The organism is Planktophila warneckei (SeqCode), from assembly GCF_965234675.1.
In the GTDB taxonomy this organism is placed as follows: Bacteria; Actinomycetota; Actinomycetes; order Nanopelagicales; family Nanopelagicaceae; genus Planktophila; species Planktophila warneckei.
This window is the reverse complement of sequence record NZ_OZ248350.1, coordinates 1,082,768-1,098,666: the sequence shown is the minus strand read 5'-3', so window position 1 is coordinate 1,098,666 and position 15,899 is coordinate 1,082,768. Positions and strand designations below refer to the sequence as shown.

General features: G+C 47.5%; 18 protein-coding genes. 17 read left to right on the top strand and 1 reads right to left on the bottom strand.

Annotated features, from left to right (window positions below; translation table 11 throughout):
* Positions 1–155 precede the first annotated feature (155 nt).
* The 17 genes from rho (at position 156) to AC8GFU_RS05645 (ending at position 14,525) form a co-directional block, all read left to right on the top strand.
* Entirely contained in the window at positions 156–1,727 is a 1,572-nt protein-coding gene (gene rho / locus AC8GFU_RS05725; protein ID WP_506626188.1) for a transcription termination factor Rho, read from the top strand.
* A gap of 102 nt (positions 1,728–1,829) precedes the next feature.
* Entirely contained in the window at positions 1,830–2,039 is a 210-nt protein-coding gene (rpmE, locus tag AC8GFU_RS05720) for a 50S ribosomal protein L31 (RefSeq protein WP_506626187.1), read from the top strand.
* A gap of 107 nt (positions 2,040–2,146) precedes the next feature.
* A complete protein-coding gene (gene prfA, locus AC8GFU_RS05715) occupies positions 2,147–3,229 on the top strand; it encodes a peptide chain release factor 1 (RefSeq protein WP_506626186.1) in 1,083 nt (360 codons plus the stop codon).
* A gap of 1 nt (position 3,230) precedes the next feature.
* Positions 3,231–4,079 (top strand): peptide chain release factor N(5)-glutamine methyltransferase, encoded by an 849-nt coding sequence (gene prmC / locus AC8GFU_RS05710; protein ID WP_506626185.1) that lies wholly within the window; start codon positions 3,231–3,233, stop codon positions 4,077–4,079.
* A gap of 2 nt (positions 4,080–4,081) precedes the next feature.
* Positions 4,082–4,726: an L-threonylcarbamoyladenylate synthase gene (locus AC8GFU_RS05705; protein WP_506626184.1), complete on the top strand. Its 645-nt coding sequence runs from the start codon at positions 4,082–4,084 to the stop codon at positions 4,724–4,726.
* 25 nt (positions 4,727–4,751) lie between these two features.
* Entirely contained in the window at positions 4,752–6,014 is a 1,263-nt protein-coding gene (gene glyA, locus AC8GFU_RS05700) for a serine hydroxymethyltransferase (protein WP_506626183.1), read from the top strand.
* A 9-nt stretch (positions 6,015–6,023) separates the two neighbouring features.
* Complete coding sequence (locus AC8GFU_RS05695) at positions 6,024–7,112, top strand: glycosyltransferase family 4 protein (RefSeq protein ID WP_506626182.1); 1,089 nt, start codon at positions 6,024–6,026, stop codon at positions 7,110–7,112.
* Positions 7,109–7,528 carry a Cg1360 family ATP-synthase-associated protein gene (locus AC8GFU_RS05690; RefSeq protein ID WP_506626181.1) on the top strand — a complete coding sequence of 140 codons (420 nt, stop codon included), beginning with the start codon at positions 7,109–7,111 and terminating at the stop codon, positions 7,526–7,528. Before AC8GFU_RS05695 ends, AC8GFU_RS05690 begins: the two co-directional genes overlap by 4 nt.
* A 9-nt stretch (positions 7,529–7,537) precedes the next feature.
* Positions 7,538–7,726: a hypothetical protein gene (locus tag AC8GFU_RS05685; protein ID WP_506626180.1), complete on the top strand. Its 189-nt coding sequence runs from the start codon at positions 7,538–7,540 to the stop codon at positions 7,724–7,726.
* Positions 7,727–7,841: 115 nt separating this feature from the next.
* Positions 7,842–8,627 carry a F0F1 ATP synthase subunit A gene (gene atpB / locus AC8GFU_RS05680; RefSeq protein ID WP_506626179.1) on the top strand — a complete coding sequence of 262 codons (786 nt, stop codon included), beginning with the start codon at positions 7,842–7,844 and terminating at the stop codon, positions 8,625–8,627.
* A gap of 20 nt (positions 8,628–8,647) precedes the next feature.
* Entirely contained in the window at positions 8,648–8,851 is a 204-nt protein-coding gene (atpE, locus tag AC8GFU_RS05675; protein ID WP_506626178.1) for an ATP synthase F0 subunit C, read from the top strand.
* Positions 8,852–8,891: 40 nt separating this feature from the next.
* Complete coding sequence (locus AC8GFU_RS05670; RefSeq protein ID WP_506626177.1) at positions 8,892–9,422, top strand: F0F1 ATP synthase subunit B; 531 nt, start codon at positions 8,892–8,894, stop codon at positions 9,420–9,422.
* Positions 9,423–9,441: 19 nt separating this feature from the next.
* The gene (locus AC8GFU_RS05665) at positions 9,442–10,269 is read left to right on the top strand and encodes a F0F1 ATP synthase subunit delta (RefSeq protein ID WP_506626176.1); all 828 of its coding nucleotides are present in this window, start codon (positions 9,442–9,444) and stop codon (positions 10,267–10,269) included.
* Positions 10,270–10,281: 12 nt separating this feature from the next.
* Positions 10,282–11,922 carry a F0F1 ATP synthase subunit alpha gene (gene atpA, locus AC8GFU_RS05660; protein ID WP_506626175.1) on the top strand — a complete coding sequence of 547 codons (1,641 nt, stop codon included), beginning with the start codon at positions 10,282–10,284 and terminating at the stop codon, positions 11,920–11,922.
* A 3-nt stretch (positions 11,923–11,925) separates the two neighbouring features.
* Positions 11,926–12,840 carry a F0F1 ATP synthase subunit gamma gene (locus AC8GFU_RS05655; RefSeq protein WP_506626174.1) on the top strand — a complete coding sequence of 305 codons (915 nt, stop codon included), beginning with the start codon at positions 11,926–11,928 and terminating at the stop codon, positions 12,838–12,840.
* A complete protein-coding gene (gene atpD, locus AC8GFU_RS05650; protein WP_506626173.1) occupies positions 12,840–14,267 on the top strand; it encodes a F0F1 ATP synthase subunit beta in 1,428 nt (475 codons plus the stop codon). The genes AC8GFU_RS05655 and atpD overlap by 1 nt, the downstream gene beginning before the upstream one ends.
* A gap of 6 nt (positions 14,268–14,273) precedes the next feature.
* On the top strand, positions 14,274–14,525 hold the full coding sequence (locus AC8GFU_RS05645; protein ID WP_506626172.1) for a F0F1 ATP synthase subunit epsilon: 252 nt from the start codon (positions 14,274–14,276) through the stop codon (positions 14,523–14,525).
* A 90-nt stretch (positions 14,526–14,615) separates the two neighbouring features.
* Here the strand turns inward: AC8GFU_RS05645 and murA are convergent, their stop codons facing one another.
* The gene (gene murA, locus AC8GFU_RS05640) at positions 14,616–15,875 is read right to left on the bottom strand and encodes a UDP-N-acetylglucosamine 1-carboxyvinyltransferase (protein WP_506626171.1); all 1,260 of its coding nucleotides are present in this window, start codon (positions 15,873–15,875) and stop codon (positions 14,616–14,618) included.
* Positions 15,876–15,899 lie beyond the last annotated feature (24 nt).

Sequence of the window (15,899 nt, the reverse complement as noted above, 5' to 3'; positions counted from 1 at the left end):
GGATTTTCAGGGCAATCCTGCTAATCTTCACTCATCTGAACGGCTCATCTAGCAGCCAGTAACACATCAGATAATCTCAAGAAAAAACAAAAATCCAGGTTCTCGAGTTTTAAAACTTTCAGTTAGAGACCAGAACCAATAGCGAAAAGATATACATGACAACAGAAATTGAACCAGTTCGCTCACAGAGTCCAGAGCTTGCTGCAATGACCCTTCCAAAGTTGAAGACAGTAGCTACACAACTTGGTGTTGAAGGCGCAGCAAAGATGAAGAAGGACGCACTAGTAGAGGCGATCGCTGATTTACAGGCGAAGAACCGCGAAGCTGCAAAGGCTGAACGCGAAGCACGTCGCGAAGCGCGTAACAATCGCAAGAAGGAATCAAAGCCTTCAAACAACACACAAGATTCAGATGATGATGGCGATGATGAGTCAGCGCCGCAGTCAAACAACGATCGCGGAAATGATCGCAACGATCGTGGTGGCCGCTTTGATCGTAACGACCGCAACCGTGGACGTGACCGCAATCGTGATCGCAACCGTGACCGAGGACATCGCGAAGAGCGCGAGCCAGTTATTGGTGAAGATGATGTTCTAGTTCCAGTAGGTGGCTTACTCGATATTCTCGAAAGCTACGCATTTATCCGCACAGGTGGATACCTGCCAGGCCCTAATGATGTTTACGTTTCACTGCAGCAGGTTCGTAAGAACGGTCTGCGCAAGGGAGATGTTGTAACAGGTCAGGTTCGCCAGCCTCGTGAAGGTGAAACAAAGCAGAAGTTCAACGCTTTGATCACTCTAGAAACTGTTAACGGAATGACTCCTGAAGAGGCACGTAACCGTGTTGAATTCGGAAAGCTAACTCCGCTTTATCCTCAGGAGCGTTTGCGCCTTGAGACTGAGCCAAATGTGCTTACAACACGTGTCATCGATTTGATTGCACCAATTGGTAAGGGTCAACGTGGTCTTATCGTTTCGCCCCCAAAGGCTGGTAAGACAATGGTTCTGCAATCAATTGCTAACGCGATCACAACAAATAACCCAGAGTGTCACTTGATGGTTGTTCTTGTTGATGAGCGTCCAGAAGAAGTTACAGATATGCAGCGCAGCGTTAAGGGTGAAGTTATTGCTTCAACCTTCGATCGTCCTGCTGATGATCACACAACAATCGCAGAGCTTGCTATCGAGCGCGCAAAGCGATTAGTTGAACTAGGTCACGATGTAGTTGTTCTACTTGACTCAATTACTCGTCTTGGTCGCGCATACAACATTGCAGCACCTGCATCAGGCCGAATCCTTTCTGGTGGTGTTGATTCAGCTGCTTTGTATCCACCAAAGAAGTTCTTCGGAGCTGCTCGTAACATTGAAGATGGCGGATCACTAACGATTCTTGCAACAGCACTTGTTGATACAGGTTCTCGTATGGATGAAGTTATCTTCGAAGAGTTCAAGGGAACTGGAAACATGGAGCTCATCCTTGATCGCAAGATGGCTGATAAGCGCATCTTCCCTGCGGTTAACGTTGTTGCTTCAGGTACACGTAAGGAAGAAATCCTTATGGGTTCAGAAGAGCTCAACATTGTCTGGAAGCTACGTCGCGTTCTTCACGCACTAGAGCCACAGGCTGCTTTGGAACTGTTACTTGAGAAGATGAAGGGCACTAAGTCCAACGTCGAGTTTTTGATGCAGATTCAGAAGACAACTTCGGGTCCAGACGACTCAAAGTAAGCGTAAATTTCTCAATTGTGGGCTTTTCGCCTACCCTTGGGGTCTGTTAATCATCCGCTTGGTTCACTCACATGAGACCCAAGCATTAAAGAAGGAATAACCATGAAGCCAGATATCCACCCAGAGTACAAAGAGACCCAAGTAACTTGTGGTTGCGGCGAGAAGTTCGTAACTCGTTCAACAGTTGCAAGCGGTTCAATCTATGTTGAAGTTTGCTCAGTCTGCCACCCGTTCTACACAGGTAAGCAGCGCATCCTTGATACTGGTGGTCGCGTGGCTAAGTTCGAAGAGCGCTTCGGTAAGAAGAACTAGCTTTCTAAAGAAACCGCATCGCAGCCCTTGTCGGGTTGCGGTCGCGGTTTTTTTTATTTCCCTAATGTTTAATTAAGAAGTGCCAACGAAATAGAAAGGAGCAGTCGATGAGCAATGATCGCTTTGCATCAGCACATGAAATGGTGCGTGAGTACGCAGAACTAGAAGCGAAGATGGCTGATCCTTCTATTCACGAAGATCAAGCAAATGCGCGAAAGCTCGGGCGCCGTTATGCACAGTTGGGTCCAGTTGTTGCTGGTTTTAAAGCATGGAAATCGTCAGAAGAGGATTTATTAGCTGCTGCAGAGCTTGCAGATGTAGATCCTGATTTTGCAGCTGAAATTCCAGCGCTAGAGGCAGCACGTGATGCAGCCGCTGAAAAGTTAGAAGAGTTGTTACTGCCACGTGATCCCAATGATGATCGCGATGTTATTTTGGAGGTTAAAGCTGGTGCTGGTGGAGATGAGTCAGCGCTCTTTGCTGGAGATCTTTTGCGTATGTACATGCGTTATGCGGAAAAGCACAACTGGAAAGTTGAAATCATTGATGCCACCGAAAGTGAAATGGGCGGGTACAAAGATATTTCTGTAGCTGTTAAATCAAAAGGAACCGCAGCACCTGGAGAATCTCCTTATGCACGCTTGAAGTTTGAAGGCGGCGTGCACCGTGTGCAACGTGTGCCTGAAACTGAAAGCCAGGGAAGAATTCATACTTCAGCGGCGGGCGTGCTTATTTTGCCTGAAGCAGAAGAGGTTGATGTCGAGCTAAACATGAATGATGTGCGCGTAGATGTTTACCGCTCATCAGGTCCTGGCGGACAATCAGTTAATACAACTGACTCTGCTGTGCGTTTAACCCACGTTCCAACTGGAATTGTTGTCTCTTGTCAGAATGAAAAGAGCCAGCTACAAAACAAAGAATCTGCGCTACGTATCTTGCGTGCACGTTTGCTTGCAGATGCTCAAGAAAAAGCTGAAGCAATTGCATCTGCCGAGCGCAAGAGCCAGGTTCGTACAGTGGATCGTTCAGAGCGAATCCGTACCTACAACTTTCCAGAAAACCGCATCAGTGATCACCGCGTTAACTACAAGGCAAATAACTTGGATGCGGTTCTCAATGGCGACTTGGATGACATGATCCAAACCTTGCTTGATGCTGACAAAGCAGCACGTTTGGCTAACGCAAACTAATATGAATATTAAGCAGCTACTACGGGATGCAAAGTCTCAGTTAGCTGAGTCTGGTATTTCCGAAGTTGATGCCGAACACCTGCTTGCTCATGTTCTAGGTCTGTCACGTATGGATCTTCATAACCCAGTTTTAGTTGAATCAACGTTGCTGGGCATCGAAGATAAAGATGTATTAGAAGAACAGTTCTTTGATTTATTAGATCGTCGTCTGAACTTTGAGCCGTTGCAATATCTAACAGGGGTTGCTGGGTTTAGATATTTAAATATTGAAGTGGGTCCAGGTGTATTGGTTCCACGCCCTGAATCAGAGCTATTGGTGGAAGCTGTTTTGCAGCATATTGAAAATCTTCCTGCACCAGTAAGCGTGATTGATTTAGGTGCAGGATCTGGTGCGCTGTCGTTAGCTATTGCAACTGAGGCTCCAACAACACGTGTCATTGCTGTTGAAAAAAGTCCTGAAGCCCTTGTCTGGCTTAAGAAAAACGTCTCTGTAATCGCTGAAAATGTTCGAGTCGTAGAAGGCGATGTTGCCGATGTATTGCCTGGAATTAAGTGCGATGTCGTAATTGCTAACCCTCCATATGTTCCAGATTCTCAGCAGTTGCCACGTGATGTTGCAGCGTTCGAGCCACATGTGGCTCTTTTCGGTGGACCAACTGGAATGGAAATTCCAAAGATCTTTATCACCGCAGCTTCTCGTTTGTTAAAAAGCGGGGGAGTATTGGTGATTGAACATACTGAAGAGCAAGGTCCTGCAATTGCAGATGTGTTGGCTATAGATTTTCTAGAAATTGCCCTGCATGATGACCTAGTAGGACGACCACGTTGGACTAGTGCGGTGAGGAGGTAGCCATGGCGAAGGACATTGATCTTAAGAAAGGTGAGTTAACTCGTCACGTTAACAAGGCTGCCAAAGCGATCGCCGATGGTTTTATCATCGTGATTCCAATGGAACATAGTTATGCATATGTGTGCGATGCATTTAGAGCAGACTCAGTTCGCGCGATGCATGTGCTTCGCGGAGATCCGTTGTTTACCGCAGCTCAAGTAATTGTTGGAAGCACAAAGACTGTAGAAGGTGTTGTTCGCGAAATAACCCCTGAAATAAAAGGATTGATGAAAAAGTTTTGGCCCGGAATGGTTTCATTGAATTTGCGCCCACAAATTGGTCTTAGTTGGGATCTTGGTGATAACAACCAACTAGATCGAGTCAGCGTACGAATTCCGAAAGCAAAGTTTGCAAAAGCTTTAGTTGCACAAACCGGTCCACTAGCGGTTGCTAGCGCGGCACGAAAGGGAATGCCTGCGCCAAAGATGCTCAGCGATGTCATGGTTTTAGATTCAGATGTCGCCTTGAAGTTTGATTATGGAACCCTGCGCAAGGGTCCAATCTCAACGGTTGTTGAGGCGGATGAAACTGGAGTCCGGGTACTTCGTATCGGCGCGGTCTCGCTCGAGGAAATTCAGGCAATCGTTCCTGGCGCTACGGGCGCGTAAGCCCATCGCCCTATAGGGTTTGGGCATGTCCGAAACCTTTTATGGCCCAGATTTCAACCTTTTAACTCAGCAGGACCCTGATATCGCAGCGGTTCTTTTATCTGAACTCAAGCGTCAACAGACCAATCTGCAGTTAATCGCATCAGAAAACTTCACATCGCGCGCAGTACTTGCTGCACTTGGGTCAACACTTTCTAATAAGTATGCCGAAGGTTATCCAGGGAAGCGCTACTACGGTGGCTGCGAAGAGGTTGATAAGGCGGAATACCTTGCGATCGAACGTGCAAAGTCATTGTTCGGTGCAGAGCATGCAAATGTGCAGCCACACTCGGGAGCTTCAGCAAATGTTGCGGTGTACCAAGCATTTACAAAGCCAGGGGACACAGTTCTTGCGATGTCACTTCCACATGGTGGTCACTTAACTCATGGATCTCCAGTTAACTTTTCAGGTAAGTGGTTTAACGTCGAGTCATACGGTGTTCGCCAGGACAACGAACTAATTGATTACGACCAGCTACGTGATCAAGCAATCGCCACAAAGCCAAAGATGATCTGTTCAGGAGCTACTGCTTACCCATCACTGATTGATTTTGAAAAGATTCGCGCTATTTGCGATGAAGTTGGCGCAATTATGTGGGTAGATGCAGCGCACTTCATTGGTTTAGTTGCAGGTAAGGCGATCCCTTCACCTGTTCCGTATGCAGATGTTGTTTCATTTACAACACACAAGGTTTTGCGTGGACCACGCGGCGGAATGATTTTGGCTAAGGCTGAACATGCTGCAGCGATTGATAAAGCTGTTTTCCCTGGAATGCAGGGCGGTCCAATCATGTCTGCAGTTGCCGGAAAGGCAGTTGCGCTCGCAGAGTGCGCAACTCCTGCATATCAAAAGTATGCAAAGGATGTAATTGTTAACGCAAAGGCATTAGCTGCAGCACTTGAAGCAGAAGGCATGCGAGCAGTTTCTGGTGGAACTGAAACCCACTTGGCACTTATGGATATTCGCAGCACTGGCGTAACTGGCAAGGTTGCCGATGAGCGTTGTGGAGCTGCTGGAATTGTTATGAATAAGAACTCAATTCCTTACGATCCAGAAAAGCCAGGCATTACAAGTGGAATTCGCGTTGGTTCACCTGCAACAACAACCCAAGGTATGGGTGTTGAAGAGATGAAGCAGATCGCCTCATTGATTTCACGTGCAATCAAAACTGATGATGCAGCAGCACATGCAGCAATCAAAACTGATGTTCATGCACTGACTTCACGTTTTCCTATTTACCAGGCATAACTCTTACCAATGCGCGAGTATTTGATAACACTGCTGATCTCAGCTGCTTTGTGTTACCTGATTACTCCGATTGTTCGCTCACAAGCTGTTCGCTTAGGTGCCGTTGCCGGAGTTCGTGCTCGCGATATTCACAGCACACCTACCGCCCGTTGGGGTGGCGTTGCTATGTGGGCCGCAATGGCATTTACCTTTGCAATTGTTAATCACCTTCCGCTGGTTGGAAAATCTTTTGGACATGAAGCTCAAGGAATTTTCTTGGCAGCAACAGCAATTGTTCTACTTGGAATGGCAGATGATCGCTTTGAATTAGATGCGCTGACAAAACTTGCAGGTCAGGTTTTCACAGCGGGAATCTTGTTGTTATACGGAATCCAAATCTTGTGGCTTCCGATCAATGGCGTCATCACATTGCCACCAAGTATTGGGCAGTTAGTAACTGTTCTAATCGTGTTAGTTGTTATTAACGCAGTTAACTTTATTGATGGCATGGATGGATTGGCAGCGGGGATCGTTGCAATCTCAGGCATTGCCTTCTTTGCCTTTGCTTATCTATTAGCTGTTGATTACGGCTTTAGTCGCGCAGGTGCACCATCGCTAATAACCGCTGTATTAGTAGGTATTTGCCTTGGTTTCTTGCCTCATAACATAAGCCCGGCAAAGATTTTTATGGGGGATAGCGGTTCGATGTTGTTAGGTCTGTTGCTATCTGCAGCTGCAATTACATTAACAGGACAAGTTGACCCAAATGCAATTTCAGCAGAAAAACTTGGACCAACATTGTTGCCGCTGCTTCTTCCATTCGCAGTGCTTGCAATTCCATTCTTAGATTTATTGCTTGCGGTAAGTCGTCGAGTAAAGGCTGGCAAGTCTCCCTTTGCACCAGATAATTTGCACCTGCATCACCGTTTGCTCAGTGCAGGTAATTCAACAAACAAAACTGCGCTGATTCTTTATCTTTCAACTGCAACGATCGCATTCCCGGTAACTGTTTTAGCTTTTGCACCATGGTGGGTTGCAACTATCACTGCTGTTGTTTTAGCTGCGGCAACACTGTCACTTCTTTCATTCAAGAAAAATCCGAAGAAGGTTGATGCATGAGCGAAAAAAGTAATGAGTCCTTGCTATTGCGCGGAGCATTTGTTCCAACCTTGATTGTTAGCTTGGTTGCAATTGCGGTCTCTGCTGTGGTTCAAGGTTCAAGTGGATTTTGGGGAGCGCTCCTTGCTCAATTTGTTGTCATCATCTTTTTTGTCATCCACATTGCCGTGTCACGAATGACTCGAAATCTAGATCCGATCTCAACTATGGCGATGGCGATGTTTTCTTACTTTGCCAAGTTGTTTGCGCTTGGCGCACTGCTGTGGGCGATCGCCAAGTACACCGATCGAGCCACCATCAACCGCACCGCCTTTGGTGTGACCGCCGTGGCCCTGACCATCGCCTGGCTATGGGGCGAGATTGCCAGCTACATGAAACTGCGCCTACATTTACCTCTGCCCGAGACCAAGCAATAAGGAGTAACCATGGCTAACCGCGAAGAGAATGCAATGTGGTCCATCTTTGGATACCTCCTTTCAGGCCTAGTTTTCTGGGGAGGCATCGGCTACGGCCTGGATAAGTGGCTGGATAAGGGGATCTTCACCCTAATCGGCCTGCTCGTGGGAATCAGCGGGGCGATCTACCTCGTCTGGCTGCGCTTCGGCCGCGAATAGCCCTGGCTCCACGCTCAATCTCACATCTGTAGGGCCGATTTCGATTTCTCATAAATAACCCGTCTCCCATAGGGTTGCCCCGTCTTCCCGTTGTATCAACCATTGAGGAGTATGCGTGCGCGTTCTACTGCGTTCAGCTGAGGGTGAAGGATTCGTCCCACCAAGCAGCAAAGACTTCCAACTTCCACCTATTTTTGGTGACAATGTTTATACAACCAAGCCAATTCTTTTAGTTTTGTTTTCAGTTGTTTTGATTTCAACATTCTTCATTTTGTCTTCACGCAAAGCAGCGATCATTCCAAGCAAGTTCCAATTTGCTGGCGAATCTGTTTACTCATTTGTTCGTGAAAACTTGGCAAAGGATGTAATCGGCCACGACTTCTTACGTTTCGTGCCGTATCTATTTACTTTGTTTACATTCATCTTGGTTAACAACTTGTTCGGAATTATTCCATTGATTCAGTTCCCAACGATGTCTCACGTTTCATTCCCATACATTTTGGCGTTATCTACCTACATCGTTTTCCACTATGTAGGTGTTCGTAAGCAAGGTGCGTTTAAGTACTTCAAGGAAATCTTGTTCATGCCTGGTGTTCCAAAGGCTGCATACATTTTGATTACACCTCTTGAAATTCTTACCTTCTTTGTTGTTCGTCCTCTAACGCTTTCACTTCGTCTTTTTGCAAATATGTTTGCGGGCCACTTGTTGTTGCTCGTGTTTATCTTGGGTGGAGAACATCTCCTTCAAGGTGTTATTGGTTTGAAGTTGATCAGCCCATTTGCCTTCGGTATCGGCATTGTGTTGACCTTCTTTGAATTCATGGTCCAATGCTTGCAGGCGTACATCTTTACTCTGCTCGCAGCTCTATACATCGCCGGCGCCCTTGCCGACGAGCACTAATAGGAAATAAGGAGAAATAAATGGAAGGCACACTCAACCTTGTTGGTTTTGGCCTCGCAGCAATCGGTCCCGGTGTAGCAACTGGACTTATCTTCGCCGCATACATCAACGGTGTTGCACGTCAGCCAGAAGCACGTAGCGTTCTACAGCCAATCGCGTTCCTAGGTTTCGCGCTTGCTGAAGCTCTCGCACTCTTCGGTCTCGTTCTCGCATTCGTTCTCTAATACTTAATCGATTTTTAATACTAAAAATTAAGGAAAACTGATGCAATTTGTTAACTTAGCTGCTGAAGAGAAGGTGAACCCTCTCGTTCCTCACACTGCTGAATTAGTAGTAGGTGCGATCGCGTTCAGTCTTCTGTTCTATGTGCTGCGCAAGTTCGTTGTGCCAATGTTTGAAAAGGCATTCGAAGCGCGTACGCAGGCAATTCAAGGTGGCATCGAGCGTGCAGAAAAGGCACAGGCTGAAGCTCAGCGTGCGCTTGTTCAGTACACCGAACAGCTATCTAAGGCACAGTCAGAAGCACAGACTCTTCGTGAAGAAGCTCGTGTTCAAGGTGCAGCAATCATTGAAGATCTTCGTGCGAAGGCACAAGAAGAGGCAGCTCGCATTACTGCAACTGCTCACGCTTCAATCGAAGCAGAACGTCAACAAGCGGTTACCTCACTTCGCAATGAAGTCGGTGCACTTGCAGTTGAACTTGCTTCAAAGATTGTTGGAGAAGCTTTGGATGATCAAGCTCGTCAATCACGAATCGTTGATCGCTTCTTAGAAGATTTAGAAAAATCTAAGTAGAGATAAGGAAGCAGTAAAGATGAGAGCTCACTTCGGAGGTAGCAGCCGTAAGTCACTTGTGGCTTCACGTGCATCGCTTGATGCTGCCGTCAAAGGCGTAGATGCAAACAGTGCATCTGCTTTGAGCTCTGAGCTTTTCTTTGTTGCAGATGTACTCAGCACAAACATTGCTGTACGTCGCGCACTTACCGATCCATCACGAGATGGAAAGGCAAAGGCAGCATTTATCTCTGAACTATTTGGAAAGAAGATCGGCGCACTTGCACTTGGTTTAGTTACCGAGCTTTCAAGCCTTCGCTGGTCAGCACCAAAGGATCTTGTACTTGTTCTAGAACAGCTAGCAATCGAAGCAGAAGCATCAGCTGCCAACATTGCAGGCGAACTAGATCGTGTAGAGGATGAAATTTTCATAGCTGCAGCAGCCTTTGCTGGTTCATCAGAACTACGTAAAGCGCTGACATCAGATGCTACGAATGCCAAGGCGACCTTAGTCGCTGACATTCTCAAGGGCGCATCTGGTTCAACTGTAAAGCTTGTTTCACAGATGGTGAATGCATGGAGAGGCCGCAGCATTGAGTCAGCTTTTGCTGATTACCAATGGGCGCTAGCAGCTCGTCGTAACCGCGTTATTGCGTTGGTTCGCGTTGCAGCTCCACTAACACCTGCACAACTTGATCGTCTAACTACAACTCTAACTAGCAAGGTTGGACAACCTGTTCGCATCAATATTGAAATCGATCCATCAGTTCTTGGTGGAGTTTCAGTGAAGTTCGCAGATGAGATCGTCGATGGATCAGTTTCAAATCGTTTGGCTGGAGCCGCACGTGCTCTTGCTGGAAGCAAATAAAGGGAGAAACACATGGCAGACCTAAAGATCAATCCTGAAGAGATTCAGGGTGCCTTAGCGAACTTCGTTAAGTCATACGATCCAGGCGTTGCAGCTCGCGACGAAGTGGGAACCGTTAGCCAAGCAGGCGACGGAATCGCACGTGTTGAAGGGTTGCCATCAACAATGGCGAATGAGTTGTTGCAGTTTGCAAACGGCACACTCGGCCTCGCACTCAACCTAGACGTCCGTGAAATCGGTACCGTTATTTTGGGTAGTACAACAGGAATTGAAGAAGGAACATCTGTTCGTCGTACTGGTGAAATTCTCTCTGTACCAGTGGGCGATGGTTTCCTAGGTCGCGTTGTTGACGCACTTGGAAATCCAATTGATGGCAAGGGCGAGATCAAGGCTGAAGCACGTCGTGCACTAGAACTACAGGCTCCCTCTGTAGTTCAGCGCCAACCTGTTAAGGAGCCACTTGCAACTGGTATCAAGGCGATCGATGCGATGACAGCGATTGGTCGCGGACAGCGCCAGTTGATCATTGGTGACCGTCAGACAGGTAAGACAGCGGTTGCTGTAGACACAATTATTAACCAGAAGGAAAACTGGAAATCTGGCGATAAGAAGAAGCAGGTTAAGTGTATTTATGTAGCTATTGGTCAGAAGGGTTCAACGATTGCAGCTGTTAAGGGCGCTCTCGAAGAAGCTGGCGCAATGGAGTACACAACAATCGTTGCTTCACCTGCATCAGATCCAGCAGGTTTCAAGTACTTAGCTCCTTACACCGGTTCTGCAATTGGTCAGCACTGGATGTACAACGGCGAGCATGTACTAATCGTGTTTGATGATTTATCAAAGCAAGCTGAGGCTTACCGTTCAGTCTCACTTCTACTTCGTCGTCCACCAGGCCGCGAAGCGTACCCAGGCGATGTTTTCTACTTACACTCACGTTTGCTAGAGCGTTGCGCAAAGCTTTCAGATGAATTGGGCGGCGGTTCAATGACCGGTTTGCCAATCATCGAAACAAAGGGAAATGACGTTTCTGCGTTCATTCCTACAAACGTTATTTCGATTACTGATGGTCAGTGCTTCTTCGAAACAGATTTGTTTAACGCCGGTGTTCGCCCAGCGATCAACGTAGGTGTTTCTGTTTCACGTGTTGGTTCTTCAGCACAGACAAAGGCGATGAAGAAGATCGCTGGTCGTCTACGTCTTGACCTTGCTCAGTACCGTGAACTCGAAGCCTTCGCTGCTTTCGGTTCAGATCTTGATGCTGCATCAAAGGCTCAGCTTGAGCGCGGCGCACGCATGGTTGAACTTCTTAAGCAGGGTCAGTACTCACCATACTCATTGGAACGTCAGATCGTTTCAATCTGGGCGGGTACTACTGGAAAGCTTGATGATGTTGCTGTCGCAGATATTCGTCGCTTCGAAGCAGAGCTTTTGGACTTCATCGCTCGCGAACGCAAGGAGATCAACTCTGTTATCTCTGAGACTAAGCAGCTAGATGATGACACCATCGCAAAGATGGAAGAGGCTGTAACTGCATTCAAGAAGCAGTTCAAGTCATCTGCAGCACAAGCTATTAATGAAGCTCCAGCTGAAGCCCTAGATGGCGAAGGCGCAGAGCAAATTACTAAGCACGTTCCACCGGCGGTGAAGAAGTAACTCATGGGTGCTCAACTTCGCATATATCGCCGACGGATGCGATCCGTTAAAGCGACTAAAAAGATTACGAAAGCAATGGAGTTAATCTCTGCTTCTCGTATCGTTAAGGCGCAGCAACGAGTCGCAGCTTCAACTCCTTATGCCAATGAGTTGACCCGTGCGGTATCTGCAGTTGCTACCTACTCTTCAACAAACCATCCATTAACTACGCCTCACGAAAATCCAAAGCGCGCTGCGATTTTGATTATCTCTGCAGACCGTGGAATGGCTGGCGCTTACTCAAACAACGCGATCAAGGAAGGGGAGCAGTTAGCTGCACTTCTTCGCGAACGCGGTCTTGAAGTTAAGCCGTACCTAGTTGGACGTAAAGCTGTTGGTTACTACAAGTTCCGTGATCGCGAGATTGCAGGACAGTGGACAGGTTTCTCAGATAACCCAACATATGAAAACGCTAAAGAGGTTGCAGATGCGTTGATTCAAGCATTCGTTGCTGATTCAACAACTGAAGCAGCTGGTGTTGATGAGATCCACATCGTCTTTACCGAGTTCAAGTCAATGCTTATCCAGAATGCAATGGCAAAGCGCATGCTTCCTCTCGAGGTTGTAGAAAGCGATGCACCAGTTCCAACTGGATTGCTACCAATGTATGAATTCGAACCTAATGCAGGTGTAGTGCTTGATGCATTGCTACCTCGTTACATTGAGGCTCGAGTATTTAACGCGATGTTGCAATCTGCAGCTTCAGAGCATGCAGCTCGCCGTCGCGCTATGAAGTCAGCAACTGACAATGCTGATGATCTAATCAAGTCGTTAACACGACTTGCGAACGCGGCTCGTCAGGCCGAAATTACTCAAGAGATCAGTGAAATTGTTGGCGGCGCAGACGCGTTGGCCTCAGCTAGTGCAGGGAGTGAATGATGTCGAACTCAAAAAAGGGCCGCGTAGCTCGCGTTATCGGACCGGTGGTGGATATTGAATTCCCAGCCGATTCAATGCCAGCGATCTTTAATGCGCTACATGTAGAGACAACCATGTCAGGTACTACTCGTACCTTGACACTTGAAGTTGCTCAGCACATTGGCGATAACCTCGTGCGCGCAATCTCAATGCAGCCAACTGACGGTATGGTCCGTGGCGCAGAAGTTTCAGATACAGGAACACCGATCTCAGTTCCTGTTGGTGATGTAACAAAGGGTCACGTGTTCAACACACTTGGCGAATCACTAGATGTTCCAACCTCTTCACTCGACATCAAAGAGCGTTGGCCAATTCACCGTGATGCACCAGCATTCGATCAGTTGGAATCAAAGACTGAGATGTTTGAAACCGGTATCAAGGTTATCGATCTACTAACACCATATGTAAAGGGTGGAAAGATCGGTCTATTCGGTGGTGCAGGTGTAGGTAAGACAGTTTTGATTCAGGAAATGATTTACCGTGTAGCTGAAAACTTCGGTGGTGTATCTGTATTCGCCGGTGTTGGTGAGCGTACTCGTGAAGGTAACGACTTGTTCCTTGAAATGACTGAAACCGGCGTTATCAATAAGACGGCGTTAGTGTTCGGTCAGATGGATGAACCACCTGGAACGCGTCTACGTGTTGCATTGTCAGCGCTAACAATGGCTGAGTACTTCCGCGATGTTCAAAAGCAGGACGTACTTCTGTTCATCGATAACATCTTCCGTTTCACACAGGCAGGTTCTGAGGTTTCAACACTTCTAGGCCGTATGCCATCTGCTGTGGGTTACCAGCCAACACTTGCAGATGAAATGGGTCAGCTACAGGAGCGCATCACATCAACACGTGGTCACTCAATTACATCTATGCAGGCAATTTATGTTCCTGCTGACGATATTACAGACCCAGCGCCGCACACTACTTTCGCGCACTTAGATGCAACAACAGTGTTGTCTCGTCCGATTTCAGAGCTTGGTATCTACCCAGCTGTGGATCCACTTGACTCAACATCACGCATCTTGGATCCACGCTACATCGGCGAGCACCACTTCCGTGTTGCTAACCGCATCAAGCAGATCCTGCAGCGTTACAAGGATCTACAGGACATCATTGCAATTCTCGGTATCGATGAATTGTCAGAAGATGACCGCGTACTTGTGGGCCGCGCACGTCGTATCCAGCGCTTCCTTTCACAGAACACATTCGTAGCGAAGGTGTTTACAGGAATCGACGGATCATTCGTTCCGCTATCAGAGACAATCGAAGCATTCGAAGCACTTGCAGATGGAAAGTATGATCACATTCCAGAGCAGGCATTCTTCATGTGTGGTGGTCTTGCAGATGTTGAGCGCAACGCAGCTGAACTAGCAGCAAGCTTGGCGAAGTAATCCACCATGACACTTAAAGTCGAACTCGTATCTCCAACAGAGCGCGTCTGGTCGGGCGAAGCAACTTCTGTTTCTGCTCGCACAGTCGAAGGTGACATCGGTGTTCTCACCGATCACGCACCGCTCTTTGGAGTACTAGTTGACGGTCAGGTCGTCATCCATGGAACAAACGGCGAAGACACACAGTTCAATGTCTCCGGTGGTTTTCTATCGGTTTCAAACAACCGCGTCTCAATTCTTACGGAGTCCGTTAAGTAATTTATAAAAAAGTAATTCTCAGCTGCGAAAAGATGAAGAAGCAACTACACACTTTTCTACGCTAAGAATTACTTTTTTTATGCAATAAAACTATTCGCGGGTTACCTTGGCGCCGAGGCTTTGTAACTGCTCGGCAAAGTTTGGATAACCGCGATCAACGTGGAATGCCTGATCGACAGTTGTTTCACCGTCGGCGACAAGGGCCGCCAAGATGAGACCTGCGCCCGCACGAATGTCATGGGCTTCGACGGGAGCGCCAGAGAGCAGTTCTACGCCTGTAATTGAGGCGTGGTGGCCATCAACGCTGACTTGGGCGCCTAAACGGCTGAGCTCGTTAACGAACATGAAGCGTGATTCAAAAACATTTTCAGTAACTAATGAATGACCTTCGGCAACGGCGTTCAGTGCAATAACCATTGGAAGTAAGTCGGTTGGGAAACCTGGGTAAGGAAGTGTTGCAACATCAATTGCTTGCGGACGAACATCCATCTTTACGCGGATGCCATCGGCGGTTGATGTGATGATCGCGCCAGCTGATGCTAATTTTTCTAATGGAAGTTCCAGATGTTCTGGTCGCGCACCATGGATTGTGATGTCGCCCTTTGTCATTGCAGCTGCAAATGCCCAGGTACCGGTGATGATGCGATCGGTAATCGTTGTGTGATCAGTTGGATGTAAAACTTCAACGCCGGTGATTGTGATTAGCGGAGAGCCAAGACCTTCGATCTTTGCACCCATGGAAATTAGGAACTCACCAAGATCAACGATGTCAGGTTCGCGAGCAGCGTTATCAATGGTTGTAACACCCTTTGCCAACACTGCAGCGGTCATAATATTTTCAGTTGCACCAACACTTGGGAAATCTAATTCAACTGGTGCTCCAGTTAATCCATTAGGCGCTTCCGCGATCACATAACCATGTTCGATATGAGCCTTTGCACCTAATGATTCAAGACCCTTAATATGAAAATCTAATCCGCGTGATCCAATTGCATCTCCACCAGGAAGTGCCACATCTGCTTGGCCAACTCGTGCGACTAATGGACCCAAGACGTTGATTGATGCGCGCATCTTGCGCACTAAATCGTAATCAGCACGGTGTGCAGGCTCTTGTGGGACATCGATTGTTACGGTGTCTGCGCCGCGTACAACTGTGCAGCCAAGACGGGTTAACAGATCAGCCATGATGTCTACATCGGCGATATCTGGAACATTTCTAATGGTCGTGCTGCCCGCAGCCAGCAAAGAGGCGGCCATGAGCTTTAAAACAGAGTTCTTGGCACCTGTTACAGAGACTTCTCCGCGTAAGGAGGTTCCGCCAATAATGCGGAAGCGATCGTGGGATGCCATGGGTGCAGTCTACTTATAGGCTAC

Excerpts from the sequence above, each read along its gene's own strand:
- rho (WP_506626188.1), top strand. The coding sequence starts at position 156 with ATGACAACAGAAATTGAACCAGTTCGCTCACAGAGTCCAGAGCTTGCT.
- rpmE (WP_506626187.1), top strand. The coding sequence starts at position 1,830 with ATGAAGCCAGATATCCACCCAGAGTACAAAGAGACCCAAGTAACTTGT.
- prfA (WP_506626186.1), top strand. The coding sequence starts at position 2,147 with ATGAGCAATGATCGCTTTGCATCAGCACATGAAATGGTGCGTGAGTAC.
- prmC (WP_506626185.1), top strand. The coding sequence starts at position 3,231 with ATGAATATTAAGCAGCTACTACGGGATGCAAAGTCTCAGTTAGCTGAG.
- AC8GFU_RS05705 (WP_506626184.1), top strand. The coding sequence starts at position 4,082 with ATGGCGAAGGACATTGATCTTAAGAAAGGTGAGTTAACTCGTCACGTT.
- glyA (WP_506626183.1), top strand. The coding sequence starts at position 4,752 with ATGTCCGAAACCTTTTATGGCCCAGATTTCAACCTTTTAACTCAGCAG.
- AC8GFU_RS05695 (WP_506626182.1), top strand. The coding sequence starts at position 6,024 with ATGCGCGAGTATTTGATAACACTGCTGATCTCAGCTGCTTTGTGTTAC.
- AC8GFU_RS05690 (WP_506626181.1), top strand. The coding sequence starts at position 7,109 with ATGAGCGAAAAAAGTAATGAGTCCTTGCTATTGCGCGGAGCATTTGTT.
- AC8GFU_RS05685 (WP_506626180.1), top strand. The coding sequence starts at position 7,538 with ATGGCTAACCGCGAAGAGAATGCAATGTGGTCCATCTTTGGATACCTC.
- atpE (WP_506626178.1), top strand. The coding sequence starts at position 8,648 with ATGGAAGGCACACTCAACCTTGTTGGTTTTGGCCTCGCAGCAATCGGT.
- AC8GFU_RS05670 (WP_506626177.1), top strand. The coding sequence starts at position 8,892 with ATGCAATTTGTTAACTTAGCTGCTGAAGAGAAGGTGAACCCTCTCGTT.
- AC8GFU_RS05665 (WP_506626176.1), top strand. The coding sequence starts at position 9,442 with ATGAGAGCTCACTTCGGAGGTAGCAGCCGTAAGTCACTTGTGGCTTCA.
- atpA (WP_506626175.1), top strand. The coding sequence starts at position 10,282 with ATGGCAGACCTAAAGATCAATCCTGAAGAGATTCAGGGTGCCTTAGCG.
- AC8GFU_RS05655 (WP_506626174.1), top strand. The coding sequence starts at position 11,926 with ATGGGTGCTCAACTTCGCATATATCGCCGACGGATGCGATCCGTTAAA.
- atpD (WP_506626173.1), top strand. The coding sequence starts at position 12,840 with ATGTCGAACTCAAAAAAGGGCCGCGTAGCTCGCGTTATCGGACCGGTG.
- AC8GFU_RS05645 (WP_506626172.1), top strand. The coding sequence starts at position 14,274 with ATGACACTTAAAGTCGAACTCGTATCTCCAACAGAGCGCGTCTGGTCG.
- murA (WP_506626171.1), bottom strand. The coding sequence starts at position 15,875 with ATGGCATCCCACGATCGCTTCCGCATTATTGGCGGAACCTCCTTACGC.